At 33.3% G+C, this 21,026-nt stretch carries 19 protein-coding genes and 1 tRNA gene; 9 read left to right on the top strand and 11 right to left on the bottom strand.

Annotation, left to right across the window (positions count from 1 at the left end; genetic code table 11):
- The 3 genes from ABJF52_RS15780 (at window position 1) to ABJF52_RS15770 (ending at window position 2,900) form a co-directional block, all read left to right on the top strand.
- Window positions 1-726 carry a sulfite exporter TauE/SafE family protein gene (locus tag ABJF52_RS15780; protein WP_348152376.1) on the top strand — a complete coding sequence of 242 codons (726 nt, stop codon included), beginning with the start codon at window positions 1-3 and terminating at the stop codon, window positions 724-726.
- On the top strand, window positions 723-1,211 hold the full coding sequence (locus tag ABJF52_RS15775; protein WP_348152373.1) for a GTP-binding protein: 489 nt from the start codon (window positions 723-725) through the stop codon (window positions 1,209-1,211). The genes ABJF52_RS15780 and ABJF52_RS15775 overlap by 4 nt, the downstream gene beginning before the upstream one ends.
- 99 nt (window positions 1,212-1,310) lie before the next feature.
- Window positions 1,311-2,900: an FMN-binding glutamate synthase family protein gene (locus ABJF52_RS15770; protein ID WP_348152370.1), complete on the top strand. Its 1,590-nt coding sequence runs from the start codon at window positions 1,311-1,313 to the stop codon at window positions 2,898-2,900.
- 21 nt (window positions 2,901-2,921) lie between these two features.
- Here the strand turns inward: ABJF52_RS15770 and ABJF52_RS15765 are convergent, their stop codons facing one another.
- Window positions 2,922-3,743, bottom strand: coding sequence for a universal stress protein (locus tag ABJF52_RS15765; RefSeq protein ID WP_348152368.1), 822 nt, complete (start codon window positions 3,741-3,743; stop codon window positions 2,922-2,924).
- An 85-nt stretch (window positions 3,744-3,828) separates the two neighbouring features.
- A complete protein-coding gene (locus ABJF52_RS15760) occupies window positions 3,829-5,580 on the bottom strand; it encodes a PQQ-dependent sugar dehydrogenase (protein WP_348152365.1) in 1,752 nt (583 codons plus the stop codon).
- Between the two features lie 432 nt (window positions 5,581-6,012).
- Between ABJF52_RS15760 and ABJF52_RS15755 the strand changes: the two genes are divergently transcribed.
- From ABJF52_RS15755 to ABJF52_RS15745, 3 genes are read left to right on the top strand one after another with little or no spacing between them, the layout of a single operon-like run.
- Window positions 6,013-6,876, top strand: a complete 864-nt coding sequence (locus ABJF52_RS15755; protein WP_348152362.1) for a UDP-2,3-diacylglucosamine diphosphatase — start codon at window positions 6,013-6,015, stop codon at window positions 6,874-6,876.
- An 11-nt stretch (window positions 6,877-6,887) separates the two neighbouring features.
- A complete protein-coding gene (locus ABJF52_RS15750; RefSeq protein ID WP_348152359.1) occupies window positions 6,888-7,892 on the top strand; it encodes a glycosyltransferase family protein in 1,005 nt (334 codons plus the stop codon).
- A gap of 3 nt (window positions 7,893-7,895) precedes the next feature.
- Window positions 7,896-9,266, top strand: a complete 1,371-nt coding sequence (locus ABJF52_RS15745) for a GH1 family beta-glucosidase (protein ID WP_348152357.1) — start codon at window positions 7,896-7,898, stop codon at window positions 9,264-9,266.
- Between the two features lie 6 nt (window positions 9,267-9,272).
- Here ABJF52_RS15745 and ABJF52_RS15740 read toward each other — a convergent pair whose 3' ends face one another.
- The 9 genes from ABJF52_RS15740 to ABJF52_RS15700 form a co-directional block, all read right to left on the bottom strand.
- Window positions 9,273-10,169: a sugar phosphate isomerase/epimerase family protein gene (locus ABJF52_RS15740; protein ID WP_348152356.1), complete on the bottom strand. Its 897-nt coding sequence runs from the start codon at window positions 10,167-10,169 to the stop codon at window positions 9,273-9,275.
- 108 nt (window positions 10,170-10,277) lie between these two features.
- On the bottom strand, window positions 10,278-11,456 hold the full coding sequence (locus ABJF52_RS15735; RefSeq protein ID WP_348152353.1) for a sialidase family protein: 1,179 nt from the start codon (window positions 11,454-11,456) through the stop codon (window positions 10,278-10,280).
- Window positions 11,457-11,494: 38 nt separating this feature from the next.
- The gene (locus tag ABJF52_RS15730) at window positions 11,495-12,955 is read right to left on the bottom strand and encodes a sulfatase (protein WP_348152350.1); all 1,461 of its coding nucleotides are present in this window, start codon (window positions 12,953-12,955) and stop codon (window positions 11,495-11,497) included.
- A gap of 194 nt (window positions 12,956-13,149) precedes the next feature.
- On the bottom strand, window positions 13,150-13,626 hold the full coding sequence (locus ABJF52_RS15725; RefSeq protein ID WP_348152348.1) for a hypothetical protein: 477 nt from the start codon (window positions 13,624-13,626) through the stop codon (window positions 13,150-13,152).
- Window positions 13,627-13,810: 184 nt separating this feature from the next.
- The gene (locus tag ABJF52_RS15720) at window positions 13,811-14,206 is read right to left on the bottom strand and encodes a hypothetical protein (protein WP_348152345.1); all 396 of its coding nucleotides are present in this window, start codon (window positions 14,204-14,206) and stop codon (window positions 13,811-13,813) included.
- A 299-nt stretch (window positions 14,207-14,505) separates the two neighbouring features.
- Window positions 14,506-14,590, bottom strand: a tRNA-Ser gene (locus tag ABJF52_RS15715).
- A gap of 142 nt (window positions 14,591-14,732) precedes the next feature.
- Window positions 14,733-16,235 carry an ATP-binding protein gene (locus tag ABJF52_RS15710; protein ID WP_348152342.1) on the bottom strand — a complete coding sequence of 501 codons (1,503 nt, stop codon included), beginning with the start codon at window positions 16,233-16,235 and terminating at the stop codon, window positions 14,733-14,735.
- Between the two features lie 12 nt (window positions 16,236-16,247).
- Window positions 16,248-17,423, bottom strand: a complete 1,176-nt coding sequence (locus tag ABJF52_RS15705) for an ABC transporter substrate-binding protein (protein WP_348152339.1) — start codon at window positions 17,421-17,423, stop codon at window positions 16,248-16,250.
- Between the two features lie 12 nt (window positions 17,424-17,435).
- Window positions 17,436-18,176 carry a hypothetical protein gene (locus tag ABJF52_RS15700; RefSeq protein ID WP_348152336.1) on the bottom strand — a complete coding sequence of 247 codons (741 nt, stop codon included), beginning with the start codon at window positions 18,174-18,176 and terminating at the stop codon, window positions 17,436-17,438.
- A gap of 150 nt (window positions 18,177-18,326) precedes the next feature.
- Here ABJF52_RS15700 and ABJF52_RS15695 point away from each other — a divergent pair, with 150 nt between their 5' ends.
- The 3 genes from ABJF52_RS15695 to ABJF52_RS15685 all read left to right on the top strand — a co-directional run bounded on the left by ABJF52_RS15695 (window position 18,327) and on the right by ABJF52_RS15685 (window position 21,022).
- Complete coding sequence (locus tag ABJF52_RS15695; RefSeq protein ID WP_348152334.1) at window positions 18,327-19,082, top strand: sulfite exporter TauE/SafE family protein; 756 nt, start codon at window positions 18,327-18,329, stop codon at window positions 19,080-19,082.
- A gap of 74 nt (window positions 19,083-19,156) precedes the next feature.
- Window positions 19,157-19,792 carry a nitroreductase family protein gene (locus ABJF52_RS15690; protein ID WP_348152331.1) on the top strand — a complete coding sequence of 212 codons (636 nt, stop codon included), beginning with the start codon at window positions 19,157-19,159 and terminating at the stop codon, window positions 19,790-19,792.
- A 36-nt stretch (window positions 19,793-19,828) separates the two neighbouring features.
- Window positions 19,829-21,022 (top strand): DegT/DnrJ/EryC1/StrS family aminotransferase, encoded by a 1,194-nt coding sequence (locus ABJF52_RS15685; RefSeq protein WP_348152329.1) that lies wholly within the window; start codon window positions 19,829-19,831, stop codon window positions 21,020-21,022.
- The last annotated feature ends 4 nt before the right edge of the window (window positions 21,023-21,026 follow it).

Here is a 21,026-nt window from a genome sequence, read left to right as displayed (position 1 = left end):
ATGTTGTTGTCGGCATTGTTAATGGGGTTAATCGGCAGTCTGCATTGTGTAGGTATGTGTGGCCCGATTGCATTTATGTTGCCGGTAAGTCGAGAAAATGAGTTTAAAAAATTTCTACAAATATTCTTATATCATTTTGGAAGGCTATTGGCTTATGGTATCATCGGATTGTTATTCGGTCTGCTAGGAAAGGGACTGTATGTCTTTGGAATGCAACAGAATTTATCCATTGCGATTGGAATTTTAATGATTGCATTTGTCTTAATACCAACTAAAATATTAAATCGTTTCAGTCTATCGAGACCATTTTATAAAGCTATTACCAATGTTAAAAATAGGCTTGGAATGGCGTTGAAAAAAAAATCTCCAGATACCTTTTTAACTATCGGATTCTTAAATGGATTCTTACCTTGTGGTTTAGTATATATGGCATTGTTCGGAGCTGTCGCTATGGGCAGTGCAGCTGAAGGTAGTCTTTATATGATATTATTTGGAATGGGAACTATACCCTTAATGACTACTACAATTTACTTTAGTAGTTTATTAAAGGGCACATTAAGAATGAAGGTACAAAAACTCATTCCTGTCTTTGTAGTTATTATTGGTGTTTTGTTTATTGTTAGAGGCTTGGGAATAGGAATTCCGTATATCTCTCCGAAACCAGTAATAGAAATTGCATCAGATACTATAGCTTGCCCTAGTGATGTAACATTATCAGCAGAATGAAACCGCTGTCTAATGATATTGTTCTTCGCCCTAGATTTCAATTAGAAATACCTAAGACGAAAGAAGTAACCTTACAATCCTTTGAAAACCTGGAAAATTGCCCATTAATTGTTAAACGATTAGATGAACATGTTTTTATCAAATTTAAAAAAGAACAAAATAATTTCTGGTCACCTCAATTGCATTTAGAAATTGATGAGATAAGTAAAAGCAGTTGTAAAGTTTATGGTGTTTTTGGACCTAATCCAGTACTATGGACTTTTTTTATGTTTCTTCATTTTAGTGTTGCATGCTTGTTTATTATTCTTGCAATTTGGGCGTATTCTAGTGCAGCATTACAAAAGCCATATACATTGCAACTAATTCTAATGGCTGTAATGGTACTATTATGGTTTACTTTATATTTATTTGGTAGGGCAGGCAAGCATAGTGGTAAACCTCAAATGCATGAATTGTATGATTTTATGAATACTGTTTTGTCCTAAACTTCTTCGTTTTATCCTTAGTAAATCTTTATTGTTCTAAATTTTAAATTACAATATTCGTGATAAATTTCGTTAATTTTGAAGACAAATTAATCTCCTATGAAAGTTCGTGAGAAATTTATAATTATCTCCATTTTAGTGTTATTTGCAATTGGTGCAATTTACTTAGTGTGGAAACCTATTTTATGGCTATTGTTACTAGCCGGCCCTCTTATCTTAATGGGCATTTTTGACATAATTCAAAAAAGCCATACGATTCGTAGAAACTTTCCAGTTATAGGTCGATTCAGATATTTATTAGAATCTATTCGACCCGAAATAATGCAATATTTTGTGGAAACAGATACGGAGGGGAGGCCCTTGAATCGAATCTTACGATCGTTAATTTATAGACGAGCAAAAGGGGCAAACGATACAGAACCCTTTGGTACGCAAAAAGACCTTTATCATTCTGGTTATGAATGGATGGAGCATTCGATGTATGCTAAACATAATCCCAAAGAAATAGGTGATTTCCCGCGACTTTTAATTGGTGGTAAAGATTGTAAACAACCTTATTCATCGAGCCTTTTAAATATATCTGCAATGAGTTTTGGCTCTTTGAGTAACAATGCAATTATGTCATTGAATAAAGGGGCTAAAATGGGGAATTTTGCACATAACACTGGTGAAGGAGGTATTAGTGACCACCATTTAAAGTATGGCGGAGATTTGATCTGGCAGATTGGTACTGGTTATTTTGGTTGTAGAAATGAGGATGGTACTTTTAATGATACTACGTTTGCACAAAATGCAAATCGTCCTGAAGTAAAAATGATTGAGATAAAACTCTCTCAGGGTGCTAAACCTGGTCATGGAGGTATACTACCTGCTATTAAAAATACGGAGGAAATCGCAAAAATCAGGCATATAAAACCAGGAGTTGCTGTGCATTCACCACCATCACATTCGGCTTTTTCTGACCCTATTCAATTCATGTATTTTATTAAAAAATTACGTGACCTTTCTGAAGGAAAACCAATAGGATTTAAACTTTGCTTGGGTAGAAAACAAGAGTTTATGGATTTCTGTGAAGCTATGATTCATACTGGAATTACACCAGATTTCATTACCGTAGACGGGGGAGAAGGTGGTACGGGTGCTGCACCAATTGAGTTTTCGAATACCATGGGAATGCCTTTAAGAGAAGGGTTAATTTTTGTACATGATACTTTAGTCGGATTCGGTTTACGAAAAGATATTAAAGTGATAGTTGCTGGAAGAATTATTACAGGGTTTCATATGGCGCGTGCTATAGCCTTGGGTGCAGATGCTTGTAATAGTGCTAGAGCTATGATGTTGTCAATAGGCTGTATACAGGCTCTACAATGTAATACGAACACTTGTCCTGTTGGTGTAGCTACACAAAATAAATCGCTTGTAAAAGGACTTGTGGTGGAAGACAAAGCTCCACGTGCTAAGAATTTTCAAGCAGCAACTATTCATAGTTTCCTAGAATTAGTTGCTGCTGCAGGACTTGATTCCCCGAGTGAATTAAGACGTGAACATATTAGTAAACGTGTAGGAATGTACATTGTAAAAACTTACGATGAAATTTACCCTTACATGGAAGAAAATTCGCTTTTAAGAATTGATACTATTCCTGACAGCTATAAAAAGTTCTTCCAGTTAACGCGTATTATGAAATAGACTATTTGCTCGTTTTAAAACTTATATCTTAAAAGTTACCACTGGAATGGGTGAATGGTTTGCCACATCTTCGCCTATGCTTCCCATAAAAAAATGTGAAAGACCCGTTCTACCATGTGTTGGAATAGCTATTATATCTGCTGCAATACTTTTACTATAGTTTAAAATACCATTTTCAACCGTGTAGTCATTGTATATTTTAACTTCATCAGAAGCATTCGCTGTAGCTAAAAAAGTGTTTATGCGTTGATAAATATCTTCGGTACTCATAAAATTATCACCAGGAGTATTAATATATACCAGTTTCATTTCTGCCGTTAATAGTTTAGCAAACTGCTGAGCTTTTTTAAATGCACTCAATTTTTCTACATTAAAATTGCTAGCAAATACAAAGCGGTCTACTTTAAAATTGTCGAAATTTTCTTTAATTACAAGAACTGGTATATCTGCATTACGAACTACACGCTCTGTATTTGAGCCAACAAAGAACTCCTCTAAACCGTCGGTACCGTGTGAACCCATGACAATTAATTCAGCACCAGTATCTTTTGCAATGGTATTTATTTCACTAAATACCTTGTAATGTTTTATAATAGGAGTTACTGTAATTCCTTTTAAATAATCCTTTTTTAAGAACTCTGAAAAACGTTTCTCTGCTAGTTTAATTAGAAATACTGTCTGTTCAGGATGAAATCCTTCAGATGAAGAAATCATATTATAATTCAATTCTAACATATGTACTGCTAAAATCTCAGAATTATGTTCTTTAGCTAATTGTGCTGCAACTTTTAATGCATTTTCTGACTGTTCAGAAAAGTCAAGTGGGACTATTATTTTTTCCATGATTATTCTTTATAAGATTCGACTAAATTAGACAAGAAAAGATTCCCTTAAAATGATTTTTGTCATATAATAAAAACGAAAATCCTTATATTTTATTACAACCGACTACTTTGTAAACCTTCCCATTACTTTTAGCAAAGACATAGATTTCACCTGAATTATCTTGTCCGAATCTGATTTCAACTCTCTGATTATTAACCACATCTGTCATTTTAGTGACTTTGCCATTAATTTCTAATCCTATCCTATATGCTGGGGCAACTTTGCCATCAGCGATATCTGCTGTGTTGGAATAAAAGAATGTGCCTCGTGGGATATCGCCAAATATGTATTTCCCTTTTAATAATGGAATTTTATCTCCATAATAAACATAACCTCCACATACTGCATTACCTTCATCATGATCATACTGTATTACAGGATTTGTGTAATTAGTACCCTCTTCCTCAGGCAACGGATATACTAATTCGGTATTTGCATTTACATCATATAAAAAGGTTCCTTCTCTGTTAGGCCAGCCATAATCTGCACCTTTTTTTATTAAATTAACCTCTTCTACACTATGTTGACCAATATTAGACACTAACAATTGATTTGGCTTTTCTTTATTCCATGCAAAGCGATGTGGGTTTCTAAATCCAGTAGCCCATATTTCGCGAACTTTTTCTGGGTCATCCGCAAATGGATTATCCTTTGGAATGCCATACTTGCCGTTTTTACTATTATTACCAAGCGGATCAATTCTAATAATACTACTCCAAATATTATTAGGATTATTGCAAAACTCAGGATGACCTCCTAAGGCTAATGAGCCATCACCAATACCTAAATAAAACAAACCATAATCGGCATCACCTTTTTTAGCGAACGGATTAAAAGTTAATTCTTGCACTCCATGTGCTCTTGCAAACATTTCAATTCTAAGGACTTCTCGTTTTGTTCCAGAAAATTCTTTAGCATTAGGGTCATCAGTTTTCCATTCTGTTAATATCCATTGTAAAGTACTACGTACTCCTTCAGGCATTGGGAAATCTGCCGGTGCCTTATTTGCGGGAACAGTATGCGTTGTATACATAAGTCCATTAGTTTCGAATTCAGGGTGAAATGCGTAACTACCTAAACCATTTGCCCAACCTGGACTATGAAAGAAGTCTGGCTCTTTGGATAAATCCATATACACTTGTACCGTGTCATTTACAATTTCAAACAACTTTCCGCGTAAGTCAGAAATAAATAATCGTTCTCCCGAAGACATTTTTAAGGATGCAAATTTGTTAATGCGTGCCAAGGGTGTTTCATCAGCACTTGCGGGTATAGTAAGCCATTCTTCAAGTACTAAATTTAAATTTGAGTTTTCAATTTTTTCTGAAACTGGATTTACCAATCCACCAGGTCTATTACTTTTATTCTTTTTTTCTGCTTCTGAGAAATGGTGAATGAATCCTAACAGATTTTCTAGTTCCTCACCTTTTATATCTGGAAAAGCAGGCATATATAATTTATAAGTTTCAAATTTTGCAACAGCGCGTTCATCACCACTTTCAATTACTGCTTGTGGATTATTTATAAAAGTCTTTAGCCATTCTTTGTCTACTTCCGAAGTAATTCCACTTAAATTTGGTCCAATTTCAGACATTTCAAAATTGTGACAACTGGCACATTTATTATTAAAAATTTCCATTCCACTAGCCCAGACCATTTCACCTCTTGCATATTCATTTTCTTTAGCTGAATCCTTTTGATCTTTACTTTCCTTGGCGCTTTCTTTACAACTAGTAAAAAAAATGAATAGAAATGTGATTAATGTGTTGACAAGCAGCGTTTTATTTGAAATCATTGTATTCTTAAGTTTCTGGAAGTTGAATTGGACTTTTATTTAAATTTTTGAAGTGCTATAAATTTCAACAAATTAATTGGAAAACACTATTAAGACTGCTAGTTATTTAAGAGATTAACAATTTTAGACTAAAATTTTATAGAACTATGGTTAAAGGTAAAAACTACTAAGGTTGGCATTTGATAAATTAATTTCTAATGTTCACTTACTATAAAGTTTAGGAAACTATTTTATAACCTAAGGTTAAATTTTCCTTTACAATCTTATCCGAATTTATTTACAAACTTTGATAATATCAATATACAGTGATATGAAAAAGGTTGTTGAATATTTTTCAAGCATAATAGATTATTATCTCATTTTGCAAATTAAGAGTTACTTGGCTCCATCCAAATTTAGAAGAACCCCCAAAACTAATCGGCAGAAATTTATATGAAGAAAAGACCAGTTGATATTGTTGTTATTTCTGATGTTCATTTAGGCACCTACGGCTGTCATGCTAAAGAATTGTTGAGATACATGAAGTCCATAAAGCCTAAACAAGTAATATTAAATGGTGATATAATTGATATTTGGCAATTTAGTAAACGCTATTGGCCGAAAGCCCATATGAAAGTCATTAAGCTTTTGATGGAATGGATATCTATAGGAGTTCGTGTACATTATATTACGGGCAACCATGATGAAATGCTTCGGAAATTCGCGGATTTTAAGATGGGTTCTTTTAGTATATCTAACAAGCTTTTACTTGATATACATGGTCAAAAAGCATGGTTTTTTCACGGTGATGTTTTTGATGTAACCATGCAACACTCCAAATGGATTGCAAAACTTGGCGCTATTGGTTACGATTCATTGATACTTTTAAATCGAGCAATTAACTACGGTTATAAAAAATTTGGTAAGGGACCAGTATCAATGTCAAAGAAGATAAAAAACGGAGTGAAGTCTGCTGTAAAATTTATCAATGACTTTGAAAAAGTTGCAGCAGAAATAGCAATTGATAATGAATTTGATTACGTAGTATGCGGACACATACATCAACCAGAAATTAGAAAAATTGAAACTAATAAAGGAAGCGTTACCTATTTAAATTCTGGTGATTGGATAGAGAATTTAACAGCTTTGGAATATAATGACCGTAAGTGGAAATTATACAATTACGAAGATGATATAGAAACTAAATCGAATGATATAGAAATAACAGATTCTGTAGAAGTATTAGAGCAAAGTCAACTTTTTAAAAGCTTAATGGATGAATTTGAAAAAATGTCAGTTTCTAGAGCACCTAAATAAATAAAGCAACTATGAAAGTACTTTATGCAATACAGGGCACCGGAAATGGACATTTAAGTCGAGCTCGTGATATTATACCTATTCTTCAAAATAGAAAAATTGACTTAGATATTTTAGTTAGTGGTACGCAGGCCGATGTAGGTTTGCCGCATCCTATAAAATATAACTTAAAAGGTTGGAGTTTTATCTTTGGTAAAAAAGGGGGAGTAGATATGTGGCGAACATATTTAAAAACCAATTCGGCTAGATTACAAAAAGAAATAAAGGCCGTTCCTGTAGAAAAATACGATTTGGTAATAAATGATTTTGAACCGGTATCAGCATGGGCTTGTAAGCTTAAACATATTAATTGTATTAGCTTAAGTCACCAAGCGGCAGTAATTTCTCCAAGAGCTCCGAAACCCAAAAAAAATGATTTAATTGGGAAAACTATTCTCAAGAATTATGCGCCGACCACAATACAATACGGCTTGCATTTTAAAGAATACGATGATAAAACTTACACGCCTATAATTCGACAAGAAATTAGAACTATAACACAAAGTACAAGAAATCATTATACCGTTTACTTGCCTTCTTATAGCGATGCTAAAATTCTAAACATGCTTTTGAACATTAAGAATGTTGATTGGCATGTTTTTTCTAAACATACGACCACAAAATATTACTGGCATAATATTGCTGTTCGACCAATTGATAATAATGCTTTTATACATAGCATGGCCAATAGTACTGGAGTATTATGTGGAGCTGGATTCGAAACACCTGCAGAGGCACTCCACATGCGAAAAAAATTGATGGTAATACCAATGAAAGGACAATATGAACAACAATGTAATGCCGCTTCGTTAAAGGAAATGGGCGTTCCTGTTATTAAAAGTTTAAAATTAAAACATTTGGAAAAACTTCGAAATTGGGTAGATGGGGATTCAAAAATAGAAGTGAATTATCCGGACATTACTGAAAAAATTATAGGTCGTGTTTTAGAAGAGGCTATTGTAGGTACAAGAATTTAATTAATGTCTCAAAAAAATAATCCCCAAGATTTCCAATTAAAGGCATCTAATTTCGGCAAAAATTTTGTTTGGGGAGTTTCTACAGCTGCATATCAAATAGAAGGAGCTCATAATGTAGCTGGTAAAAGTGAATCTATATGGGACCGCTTTGTTCTTAAAAAAGGTAATATTTACAATGGTCATCATGGACAAGATGCTTGTGAATTTTATGCGGATTACGAAAGAGATATTCTTTTAATGAAATCGATGAACATTGAAAATTTTAGATTTTCAATTTCGTGGACAAGGGTTTTGCCAAATGGAGTAGGTGTTGTAAATGAGGCGGGAATAAATTTCTACAATAAAGTAATTGATTTTTGTATTACATGCGGAATTACTCCTTGGGTAACGCTATATCACTGGGATTTACCACAAAGTCTTGAGGATAAAGGCGGTTGGACCAATAGAGAAATTTTAGGTTGGTTTGAAGCTTATGTGAAATTATGTGCCAAGCGTTTTGGAGACCGTGTAAAACATTGGATGGTATTAAATGAGCCCATGGTTTTTACTGGCGCAGGGTATTTTTTAGGGGTTCATGCTCCTGGTAGAAAAGGATTAAAAAAATTCTTACCAGCAATTCATCATGCCACAATGTGTCAAGCAATAGGAGGTAGAGTTTTAAGAACTGAAGTGGTTGATGCCGAAATAGGCACAACCTTTTCTTGTTCTCAAATAACTCCTTTTTCGAATAAAAAAACGGATGTTATTGCTGCACAAAAAGCCGATACACTATTGAATAGACTTTTTATTGAACCGTCATTGGGATTGGGATATCCCTCGGATGATTTGAGAGTTTTAAAGCGCATTGAAAAATATATACAACCTGGCGACAAAGAAAACATGGTTTTCGATTTTGATTTTATTGGTATTCAGAATTATACCCGAGAAGTTGTTAGACACAGTTATACGGTGCCTTATTTACGAGCTAAAATTATTAAAGCTACCAAACGTAATGTAGAAACCACTTTAATGGATTGGGAAGTTTATCCTCCGAGTATATATGAAATGCTTAAAAAATTCAATAGTTATGAGGGTATTAAAAAAATTATTGTTACCGAAAATGGTGCAGCTTTTGAAGATGTTCGAAGAAATAATAATGTAAAAGATTTAAAACGACTTTCTTATTTACAGAATTATTTGAAAGAAGTAAAACGAGCGCAAAAGGATGGCTTAAAAGTTTCAGGTTATTTTGTGTGGACCTTCACCGATAATTTCGAATGGGCTGAAGGTTATTATCCCAGGTTTGGTTTAGTTTATATCGATTTTGATACGCAAAAAAGAATTATTAAAACTTCAGGAAAATGGTTTCGAAATTTTTTAGCCAAAAACAAATAGTTACAATTAGTTGTTATATACCTTTTTTATGGTTTCCTTAATTTTTATAATAAAGGCATCAACTACTTCTGTTGGGTCACCTTTTTCTAAAGTTTCAATAGGAACATAGCCACTATAACCAGAATCTCTGATAATTTTAAATATACGCTCTATATCTGCTTTTTCCTCTTTTCCGTTCATATAAATCATCTCCTTAACCTGCCAGTTTACAGCATATTGAACAGTTTTTTCTATTTGAGCATAGCTATCACCTTCCCAATAACTTCCGGTGTCCAGAATTAAACCAAACCAGTCTGAATCTACTTTTTTAATTAAATCAATAACTTGATCTGCATTCGCTATAAAATCGTGATGATTTTGTATAGCTACAACTACACCATGTGCTTTGCCAAATGCAACACATTCTTTTATGGTTGTAACTAACCATCCAGTAACTTCTGTTCTACTGTAATTTGAAACATCACTGACACCTGCAAAAATTCGAATTACCGGAGCGCCCATTTTTTCGGCGGCTATAATCCAATCCTTTACTAATTGAATACTTTCTTTCCGTTTAATTATATTAGGATTTGTAAAATCATTTTTGACTCCAGTGCCACTAATTGCTACACCTAATAAAAATGCATTTCTTTTCACTTCATAAAGAAATTCGTCTGACGGAACTTTGGGGTATGTTGGAAAATAATATGCGGTGAGGTCGACGGCATCAATTTTTCTAGATACGCAATACTCGAATAAATCATTAATATCCATTGTCTTTTCTACAGCGAGAAGGGAATTGAATGAATATGCATTTAAACTTGTTTTTATATGGGATGTTAGTCTTGTTTTCTCTTGTGCCGCTATAGAAGATGTGAAATTAACTGTAAGGCACATGACAATAAGTAATACATATCGCTTCATTTTTATTCTTTTTTAGTTGGTTGTAGCCAATTAAGTTACGGATTTAAAAAATAAATTTAGGAGTGAAAGTAAATTAGAAGCTATTCGATCCTTCGAAAAATGGGAATACTATTTATATATCCAATCAAGACCTATTTGAGTAATATTTGTGGTGGCCAGACCGCTGCCACTAGCTCCTTTTTTGCGAACACCAGCACAATAACTAAGTAGAACTTGGTCACCTACAAAGTCTATAGCCGTATAGCAATACCAACCTTCAGGATTGTTTTCAATATTCTTTATATTTTCCCAAGTTTTACCTTCATCTTTAGATATTGCCATAGTCAAAGGTGTTCGTTTACCTCCAATCGATTTTTTGGTACCATCATTATTATTCCAGACTATTAACCAATCACCAGTCGCAGGTATTTTTTCAATAGAAGCAGGGGAAAGTGGAGAAGGAATGGTAGTGTTTTGAATGCTATTCCAGGTAACTCCATAATCACTTGAATAGGAATTCATTTGAAAGCCATCACTAGCTCTTGCATACATCATAATACGACCATCGCTCATTTCAATAAGTCCAGGTTCTTGTACTGTTATGTTCGTTGTATCTGGAACTTGAGTGCTAGACAACCAAGTGTTACCATTATCATCAGAATAATAACAAAACAAATCACCTTTATTACGCCATTCACTATCAGGAGTGTTATGTCTTGAAACAGGGAGTATAATTCTTCCATTTTTTAATTGAATAACTCTATCATTGTTTAAGACAAAATATCCCGGTTTGTTGGTAATACATTGTATTGGATCACTCCATGTTTTAGCCTCATCATTTGAAATACGCATCATAGGAGAAGCATCCTCATTTGAATTTTTCTTTATATAAAACAAGACAATTTTACCATTTTGCAAGCGCAGCAAAGAAACGGACATTACGTTCATGCCACCTTCATTGGTAACAATAATTTCATCTTCATTTGTCCATGTTTTTCCCCCGTCACTAGAATATCTTCCAGCTAAAGAAGCAGGGGCATGGTCGCTTGCCGAATCCCCACTATATCGACTGTAGATAAATAATATTCGCCCATCTTTTAGGGAAATAAAATCCCCTTCACTATTTCGGGGGTTATTTTCCGAGGGTTTTAATTTTAATACTGTTTTTGAATCTTTTTCTCCGTTTGTCAATTTACTTTTGGTACTTGAACAAGAATTAAAAAGGTTAATTAATGTAAATAGGCTTAATGTAACTAAGACAATTTTTATAAATGGATGAGGAGTGTTGCGGCTTTTACTAAAGTTCATTTTTAATATTATTTGTTAAGTGTCTCAATTAGGATTAACTATTTACTCTCATAGTTAATACCCAAATCATTAGTCCTAACTGTTGCTAATTTCTTTTTTAGCTTTTGCTGCATTTCTTTTAATACAATACTATATTTAGGATTAGGCGCTAAATTATTATACTGTTTTGGATCCAAGTCCATATCAAATAACTCCATCCCAGAACCAGCATCTTCGTCGTATTGAATATATGCCCATTTGTCTGTTCGCACTAAAAAAGATTGCCCACCCTGACTTACAGAAAAAGCCATATCCCGTACCGAATGTAACGGATTGTCTAACGTAGTCTTAATACTTTTTCCTTGTAAATGTTTGTTGTTTTTAAGGCCAGCTAAATCGGTTAAAGTAGGGTAGAGGTCTAGTAATTCTGTAAACGAATTACATACTGCCGGAGATTTCCCTGGTACTTTAATAATCATAGGTACACGAACAGACTCTTCATGCAAACTAACTTTCATCCAAAACCGATGTTCTCCTAAATGAAAACCGTGGTCCGAGGTAAAAACAACTATCGTATTATCTGCTAATCCTTCCTCATTTAAAGTCTTTAAAATTTCCCCTATTTGGGCGTCCATGTATGCAACGGATGCATAATATGCGGCCACAGCTTTTCTTTCTTGTTCTTCAGACATATGCCCATTTACACTTGTAACATAATTAATTCCCCTTGCAGGAATATCATCCCAATCATTTTCCACCTTTGGCGGTAAAACAATTTGTTGTGGTGGATAAGGTTCAAAGTATTTTTTAGGGGCAACAAAGGGTACATGTGGGCGCACTAAACCGACCGCTAAAAAGAAAGGTTCGTTTTTATGTTTGCGAAGTAATTCAGAAGCTTTTTGTGCTGTTTTACCATCGGAATGTTCTAAATCATCACCATCGGCTTTAACGATAGTCATAACATTACCGCCTTTTCTAGGAAGTTTTCCATACGGATTGTTTTGTACCAATTCGGCATCTCCTTTTGCTTGCCATTCAGGCCCTTGACTATTAAAACGTTCGGTCCATGAGGCTTCGTCATCTTTACCGTTAGATCCTTTTTCAATATCTATGGGTACACCCATATGATAAATTTTACTTACTCTCGCTGTATAATACCCGTTGTCTTTAAAAACTTGTGGTAAGGATTTGCGAGCAGGACCAACATTTTCTCTTCCACTTACATAACCAAAGGTTTGTGTTGCGTTGGGGTAGTAACCAAAAAGCAAAGATGCTCGTGAAGGACCACAAACAGGATATTGCGTGTATGTTTTGGTATAGCGTGTTCCCTGTGCAGCTAGTGCATCGATGTGGGGCGTATGAATAGCTTGGTTTTCATAAGAAGAAATTGCCGTTGCTGTTAAATCATCAGCTATAATGAAAAGTACATTGGGCTTTTTGTTTTTTCCGTTGGACTGTGCAATACTAGTATGGAAATTGAGCAGACAGAGGGTAATGAAAATCAGTAGTATTTTGTGCATTGGTAATTTCAATTTTTTGGTTTTTCAGGTTGTTAATTCAGAACCTAGTTGTTCTGTCTTAGTCAATAGCCGTAATTATTTATCCTTTTGAATAAGAACTTTGGTTGGCTTCATTATTATATAATTTGAAGATAGGTGAATTATATAAAACAAAAAACCTATAACTTTCGATATAGGTTTTCTTTTGGTGGAGATTATGAATTTTTAATAATTTTCTTCCATTTTTCTGCTCTCAATAGTTCCAGATTTTCACCATATAGCCGATTATTATCGTAAAAATTTAGAGTCTTTATAGCAGTGTTATTGCCATTATAGTCAACTTGTAGGTCAACTTTTTCCAAAATATTAGCTTTCTTGTATTTTGTCTTGGCTCTACTATATACAGCATTTATATTGCATTCTTTATAGTTTGTTAAGTCAATTATATTTTCTTCAAATGACTCGTTTTCGTAACGTAAAAACAACAACTTTTGATTTTTTAAGTCTATCGCAATAATCGCATTACCCCAAAATTCTTTTTCCGATATTTTTAATCCGTTTTTAACGGCTATTGTATTGCATCTTTGACGTAACTTTCTTTTGTTGGTATTACCAACTCTGATTAATAAAAATATTGGGACGAAGATAAGTGCAATTATAAACGCACTTACCAATATTAGATTTGTATCCATTATAGGTGTTTTAATATGTTTTGTAGTATTGAGAAATGTTCGTTTTATAGTCGAATTTACTTGTCAATTTTTAGATTATTATCGCGACAAAAAATGCAAGCACATGTCTTTCTAGCTTATTTCGATTTCTCAAAAAAAGAGTAAAGACAATAAGTAAAGTTCGAATTGTATAAAGGAAGAAATATTATATTCTAAATACTTCAAAAAGTAGATACCTTCTATAGGATGAGAACGTATGGCGCTTTTTGAATATTGAGCCTAAACTGTTATAACTAAAAAAAGTGTTATCTAATGCTAAATGGAATCTTGAATGGTTAGGATATAACCTTAGGTTCGTTGATTGTTCTTCTTCATTGCCAAACTTAGATATTTTTGCAGCTGGTAAGACCACAGCCGTTGGCAGTAGTGATTTAGCTTTGATATTAAGTCTAATACTACTTACCTCACTATCTAAACCCCTACCTGTTTGTTGGTTTTCAACAGCAGTTAAAAGCCCGTTTTCATCATTTTGATGAGTCGATATTTGATTGCCGCTGATAAACAGGCAAAGTGCAAAAAGGTATTTTAAAACTGCTTTCATAATTATGGAGGCCAAAATTATGGCGATAACATTAAAACTACCTAACTGTTGGATATAAAAATTTGTTAAGACTAGTTTTTTTTAAACTAATTCCATAATTAAGATTTCAAAACTATTATGGATATCTATAAATCAAAAAAACCTATAATTTTCGTTATAGGTTTCCTTTTGATGGAGGAAGAGAGATTACCTTCTGTTTTCCCTTATCATCCTGTTCTGTATATGTAACTTCTTATCTTTTGAAGATTAACATTTTGTAATAAAAAACCCCATAAACATTGCTGTTTTGGGGTTTTCTGCGGAGGAAGAGGGATTCGAACCCCCGGAGGTGTGACCCTCGCCAGTTTTCAAGACTGGTGCATTCGACCACTCTGCCATTCCTCCTTTAGCGGTTGCAAATATAACAACCTTTTTCAATTCGGTAAAAGGTTGTTTCAGTTTATTTTTATAGATAATGCTATTTTTTTTTAAATGTGTGCTATTTGCACCAATTGAATGATGACTCCGACCAATGTTTTAGGGCTTTTCAACCATCGAGTAACTTCTTTGCTAAAGTGAAATAAAACGTACTTCCCTTATTAATTTCGGACTCTACATGGATGGAACCTCCATGCATTTCTACAATTTTTAGACAATGAGCAAGTCCAATACCCGTTCCTTCGTATGCCTTTTTAGTATGTAGACGTTTAAAAATGGAGAATATTTTTTCTTGGTGCTGTGGTGCAATACCAATACCGTTATCCTTAATACCAAATTTCCAAAAAACTGGATCTTCCATCATAAATACTTCTACCGTAGGTTTAACCCCAGGGTTCTGGAACTTCATCGCATTATTAATCAAGTTTTGAAATAACAGCCCTAAAGAAGTTTTATATCCTGAAACTTCAGGTAGTTTATTAATCACTAAATTGGTTTTGGTATCTTTTACTAATTCTGATAAATCGTTTTGTACACCTAACAGTAATTCATCACAATCAATAAGTTCAGTATATTTATCACTTCCTAAGCGACTGTAGTCCATTAAATCTTTTACTAAATATTGCATACGCGAAGTTGCTTGCGAAATAAAATGCAAACTTTGATTACCAGTTTCATCTAATTGGCCGTTATACTGTTTATCCAATAATTGTGAAAAACTGCTAATAGTTCGTAAGGGTTCTTGTAAATCGTGAGAAGCGATATAAACAAATTGTTCTAATTCTTTATTCTTACTATTAATATGTTCAAAACTATTACTTAACGAGTCGGCCATAGTATTAAAAGTATCTCCAAGCTCGTTTAATTCATCTTTTCCATTTAATGCTACACGATAATTATAATCACCTTCACTAATTCTTTTTGCACCTTCTTGTAAAATTTTAATCGGGTTAACAATAGACCGTATTGTTCTATAGGCTACTAATAGGCTAATTAATATAGCGACCGTACCAGATAAAATTATTATTTTATTAAGATTGACTAATTGTTTAGAAAGTTCTGCTCTTTTAATTTTATTTTCTTGATTAAAATCAAATTGTAAAGCAGATACTAGGTGGTCAATCTCGTTAAATTGCAGTGCTATTTTATCTCTTAATAATGATGAAGAAACGGTAAGCTTTTCGATTTTAGCATAATCGTTTTTGGTTTGAAGAATAATAAACATATCCTTTACATTAATAATGGCATTATCAGTAATGCCTATTATTTTACTAAAAGCGGAGAATTCAGGATTATCAGTATGGAAAGTTGCAACTAGATCGAACGCCATTTTATTTAAATGTGGCAGTTCAACCTCAGTAATAATTTTCATGCGATTGGTTAATTTATCGCTTTTGGCCGTTGAAATTTTGTTTAGTGATATTAAATACAATTCATTATTATAGGAGCGATAAGCATCTAAAATTTCTATGGCAGGTTCAATTCTTACATCAATTTCATTTTGGATTTTTTCGGCCTTTTTTGAATATAAAGATTTCAGCACCATTACCAATAGGAGGACAGTAATGGTAGTACCAAAGGCAATTATTAGCTTAGTCTTTATATTTCTCAAATCTTCATATTATTAACGCCTTACTTGTACCAAATTACCTTTAGACTCATATTGGTAAAGTGAAAAATAAATCCCTTTTGAAGACCCATTTTCAGCGATTAATAAATTTCCACAAACGCCTTGATAATATCTTACCTTTTTCATTTTATCACGTAACATATCACTTAAAGTTAAGGATTCATGCATTCCGTCTTTTAAATCTCCTAATTGATTCAATACCAAATTCATGGCATCATATGCTTGCATTGCTGGCCAAACTGAGGTTGGTTTTTTGTTGTACATGTCTTCATACTGTTCTATAAACTTATTTGCTAGCACAAAATTGCCATCAGCTGGGGTAAAATAACAACATTCTGTACCTACAATGGCGCCTTCAGAATTATCATAATACTCTGGATCTAATAAAACTGTAGATCCGAAAAATGGAGCTGTGATTCCTGCATCACGTGCTTGTTTCATAGCATAACCAAATTCCTTGTACCCAAAGAAAACTAAAGCATCAAAACCTTCTTCTTTAGCTTCTGCCATTTCTTCTTTAAAATCTACTGCTCCTATATTGGCTGTGACTACTTTATAGGCTACATTAGCTTCTTTTAAAATATCGATTGCTGCATTGGTCGCTCTGGTCATAAAATCGTTAGGATATTGTAAAAAGAGTACCTTTTTTAATCCTAATTCAATGATGCGAATGGCAATTATACCATTGGCTTCCTCGGTTTTCTTGGCTATTCTAAATGTATTTTCGTTGGTAGTGGATAGTAGGTCATCACTATTTAATGGGTTAACAGCAATAACACCATCTTTTAATATATTGTTTTGTACGGCCATTGTGCCGTCGGTATTGCTAATAAATAACACCTTTATATCATGTTCTGCTTTCAATTTTTGATAAGCAGGTATTGCATTTTCCATTTTCCACTTATCATCTTCCATATAAAGATTTATCTGAGGCTGCTGTGCGTGTTTAGTTTTATTGTACTGTTCAACGGCTAATTTCATAGCATTAGCAGGTGGTATACCCAAATCTGTCGCTCTTGTTGATAAAGGACCGATATAACCAATATTAATTACCTCGGCACTAGTACTATTGCAATTGTAGAGTGTGATTACTAAAACTAGAACACCTAGTATTTTTGAGTTTTTGGTGATAAATTTTAAGCGTTGGTTTTTTAAGAAAGTTGTGTTCATATTCCCCTTGGTTTAAAAATTAATTTTGTATTCAAGACCATATCCTAATCCGTAGTTATCTTCGGGGAGAAAATCGTTAATTCTAAACTCAAAAATGGCATAAAATTCTTTAATTAATCGAATGCCTAATTGATGTTCACTTACATATTTAAATGCTAAACCACCATTTTCTAAATAACTAAAATTTTGATCAATAAATCCTGCTAAATATAATCGGTTATTAAATGTTTTGGGGGATATATTAATGCGATATACATGTTCTATTATGGACATGTATTTTGTTTTTGTATTTCTTCTAAACTGTATAAACATAGGGTTAATAGAATAACTCATGTTTAACTTCTTAAAAAAAGAACTTATTTTTTTTATTGATTGTAATCGCGCTCTAAATCCGAATCTGAAATCATCATTATCCGCTCCATTTCGCATTACATATTGCAACGTAATATCTAAAGGCGACGTTTTACTTAATCGATATCTTACATTATGTTCCGCATAATTCGTTTCAAAATCAAAAGAGCGTTTACCACTTTTGTAATTTGTAAGCGAGAAATACTGAAACCTATTCATATTGGCAAGTATATTGTACGTAAGCACACTAAACTCTCTTGTGTCATAATAGCCGTTAAAATCTATAAACCCGCTAATTTTAGTCTTTTCCTCATCATTTTGAGCTGTAAGATTTAAATTTGTTACGAGTAATAGTATTAAAATCAGCCAATTATATCCTTGCACTTTTTGGTTGGTCGCCATGCAATAGTTTGGTAAAATTAGTATATTTTTTATCTATAACGAGACATTTGTAAGAATATTCTTATTGATTTGAAATTATTGAACCATTAACTAATAGGTTTTTAGTATTAAAATTGAGGCTATAATTCTATTTGAGCTTACTTTTACAAAATGGAAGAATGGTACCATTACCCGCTTTTAATTTTTGTCGGTTTTATTGTTGGTTTTATAAATACTGTTGCTGGTGGTGGATCACTATTAACTTTACCTGTCTTAATTTTTTTAGGATTACCACCAAGTGTAGCAAATGGCACAAATAGAGTAGGAGTGGTAATTCAGAATTTAATGGGTACTGCCGGATTTAAGAGTAAAGGTGTTTCTACTTTTCCGTTTGATATTTATTTAGGAATATCAGCTTTTTTTGGAGCTGTTTTAGGAGCTTATATTGCGGTAGATATAAAGGGTGAAACCTTTAATAGAATTCTAGCTATTGTGATGATCATAGTAGTATTAATTATCATATTTAAGCCTAAAATTAAATCGGATGAATTATTAGAAAGAGTAATAGGAAAGCATTTGTGGATAGGAATTATTGCTTTCTTTTTCTTTGGTATTTACGGTGGATTTATAAATGCAGGCCTAGGATTTATAATTATATTATTTTTGCATTATACTAATAAGTTAACATTGGTTAAAGCCAATGCAACTAAAGTTATGGTTGTACTTATATATTCGACCGCTGCACTGGTTGTTTTTATATTGAATGATAAAGTTATATGGTTAGTTGGTTTAGTTTTGGCCATAGGTACTGGTTCCGGAGCTTGGGTTGCTAGTCGTTTTTCAGTACAAAAAGGGGATGGTTTTATAAAATCCTTTTTAGTAGTGATGGTTGTAATCATGGCGATTAAGTTGTGGTTTTTTAATTAAGCCATTAGCTTATTATTCTGTAGTACTCGATACTAAATTTTTACGTTCCGCGATAACGGGATTCAAATATTATTATGAAAGACATCATTGAACATATGAATTGGCGGTACGCCGTTAAAAAGTTTGATCCAAAAAAGATATTAGCTAAAGAGAAAATCGAAAAAGTAAAAGAAGCTTTTAATCTAACTGCAACCTCGTACGGACTTCAGCCAATTAGTTTACTAATTATTGGTAACAAAGAATTACAGCAACAATTAGTACCTTTCTCATATAACCAAGCGCAAGTAGAACAAGCGTCACATGTATTGGTATTTTGTATAAATGATACAATTGACGCCACTTATATTTCTAAGCATTTTGAACAAATAAAGAAAATACGGCAGGTTAGTGATGAGATTTTAAAGCCCTTTAGAAATGATTTAGTCGAAAGTTTTTCCAATAAAAATATTGAACAAATTAAAAACTGGAGTACGAATCAAGCTTATTTGGCAATGGGAAATATTTTAACAGTTTGCGCTGTTGAAAAAATAGATTCTTGCCCTATGGAAGGATTTCAACCGCAGTCGTATGATAAATTATTGAAACTGAAAGAGAAAGGGCTCACTTCTGTTTTAGTTATGCCTATTGGATATAGAGCCGATGACGATATATTTGCGGACTTTAAAAAAGTCAGAAAAGATATGCATGAAAGTGTCATTGAAATAGAGTAATTTCCCAAAATTCAACAAATCATAATTTTTAAGTAAATGCCAGGATTCGAACTTTTTGGTGATGCCGAGAGAAAACAAGTTAATGAAGTTTTAGATACAGGAGTATTAATGCGCTATGGCTTTGAGGGTATGCGTAATAATATTTTCAAAGCAAAAGAATTAGAAGGTGCATTGGCTGCACGATTTAATTGTAAACACACCTTATTGGTTAGTAGTGGAACAGCTGCAATTACTACAGCTTTAGCGAGTGCAGGTGTAGGTGCTGGAGATGAAGTAATAATTCCGACTTTTACTTTTGTCGCAAGTTTCGAAGCTGTTTTAGCGCTAGGTGCAGTGCCAATTCTTGCAGATGTAGATGCAACTCTTACCTTAGAGCCAAAAGCTGTTGAAAAGGCAATTACAGATAAAACAAAGGCTATTATGCCAGTACATATGTGTGGTTCTATGGCAGATTTAAGAGCTTTAAAGACTATTTGTACTACCCATAATTTAATATTGTTAGAAGATGCTTGCCAAGCAATTGGAGGTACTTATGAAGGTAAGGCACTAGGCACTTATGGAGATTTAGGGGCTTTTTCTTTCGACTATGTAAAAACCATTACATGTGGTGAAGGAGGAGCTATTCTTACTAATAATGAGAAATTTATTAATAATGCAGATCATTATTCGGATCATGGTCATGACCATGTGGGTAATGATAGGGGAGCGGAAACTCATCCGTTTTTAGGGTATAATTACCGCATCTCTGAATTGAATGCTGCAGTCGGAATAGCACAATTAAATCGGTTGGAGGAGTTTTTAGCAATTCAAAAGAAAAATTATACGATTCTAAGAGATGCTTTGTCTTCAATTGCCGAAATAGAGTTTCGAAAAGTTCCTGAAGGGGGTATAGAAAATTATTCGTTTTTAAGTTTCTTTCTTCCAACCGAAAAATTGACAGTTCAAACTCATAAAGCGTTAGCTGAAGTGGGTGTAGATGGATGCTTTTATTGGTATGCAAACAATTGGCATTATTATAAAAAATGGGAACATTTGACAGAAAAAAAGTCTTTAGGTAAATTGCCGCAAGAAATGTTAGACGGACTTCAAGATTTCTCAAAAACAAATTTCTCAAATTCTGACCAATGGATATCAAGAAATATATCCTGTTTAATTAAATTGTCATGGACAGAAGAACAAGTAAAAGAAAGAGCTCAGCAAATGGTTGAGTGCATTAAAAGTCAATTATAAATAA

It is taken from the genome of Aurantibacter sp. (assembly GCF_039941195.1).
In the GTDB taxonomy this organism is placed as follows: domain Bacteria; phylum Bacteroidota; class Bacteroidia; order Flavobacteriales; family Flavobacteriaceae; genus Aurantibacter_A.
Note: the sequence above shows the minus strand (reverse complement) of the source record. Positions and strands in the feature narration are given on the sequence as shown.

Coding starts and splice junctions, on each gene's coding strand:
- ABJF52_RS15780 (WP_348152376.1), top strand. CDS start 1: ATGTTGTTGTCGGCATTGTTAATGGGGTTAATCGGCAGTCTGCATTGT.
- ABJF52_RS15775 (WP_348152373.1), top strand. CDS start 723: ATGAAACCGCTGTCTAATGATATTGTTCTTCGCCCTAGATTTCAATTA.
- ABJF52_RS15770 (WP_348152370.1), top strand. CDS start 1,311: ATGAAAGTTCGTGAGAAATTTATAATTATCTCCATTTTAGTGTTATTT.
- ABJF52_RS15765 (WP_348152368.1), bottom strand. CDS start 3,743: ATGGAAAAAATAATAGTCCCACTTGACTTTTCTGAACAGTCAGAAAAT.
- ABJF52_RS15760 (WP_348152365.1), bottom strand. CDS start 5,580: ATGATTTCAAATAAAACGCTGCTTGTCAACACATTAATCACATTTCTA.
- ABJF52_RS15755 (WP_348152362.1), top strand. CDS start 6,013: ATGAAGAAAAGACCAGTTGATATTGTTGTTATTTCTGATGTTCATTTA.
- ABJF52_RS15750 (WP_348152359.1), top strand. CDS start 6,888: ATGAAAGTACTTTATGCAATACAGGGCACCGGAAATGGACATTTAAGT.
- ABJF52_RS15745 (WP_348152357.1), top strand. CDS start 7,896: ATGTCTCAAAAAAATAATCCCCAAGATTTCCAATTAAAGGCATCTAAT.
- ABJF52_RS15740 (WP_348152356.1), bottom strand. CDS start 10,169: ATGAAGCGATATGTATTACTTATTGTCATGTGCCTTACAGTTAATTTC.
- ABJF52_RS15735 (WP_348152353.1), bottom strand. CDS start 11,456: ATGAACTTTAGTAAAAGCCGCAACACTCCTCATCCATTTATAAAAATT.
- ABJF52_RS15730 (WP_348152350.1), bottom strand. CDS start 12,955: ATGCACAAAATACTACTGATTTTCATTACCCTCTGTCTGCTCAATTTC.
- ABJF52_RS15725 (WP_348152348.1), bottom strand. CDS start 13,626: ATGGATACAAATCTAATATTGGTAAGTGCGTTTATAATTGCACTTATC.
- ABJF52_RS15720 (WP_348152345.1), bottom strand. CDS start 14,206: ATGAAAGCAGTTTTAAAATACCTTTTTGCACTTTGCCTGTTTATCAGC.
- ABJF52_RS15705 (WP_348152339.1), bottom strand. CDS start 17,423: ATGAACACAACTTTCTTAAAAAACCAACGCTTAAAATTTATCACCAAA.
- ABJF52_RS15700 (WP_348152336.1), bottom strand. CDS start 18,176: ATGGCGACCAACCAAAAAGTGCAAGGATATAATTGGCTGATTTTAATA.
- ABJF52_RS15695 (WP_348152334.1), top strand. CDS start 18,327: ATGGAAGAATGGTACCATTACCCGCTTTTAATTTTTGTCGGTTTTATT.
- ABJF52_RS15690 (WP_348152331.1), top strand. CDS start 19,157: ATGAAAGACATCATTGAACATATGAATTGGCGGTACGCCGTTAAAAAG.
- ABJF52_RS15685 (WP_348152329.1), top strand. CDS start 19,829: ATGCCAGGATTCGAACTTTTTGGTGATGCCGAGAGAAAACAAGTTAAT.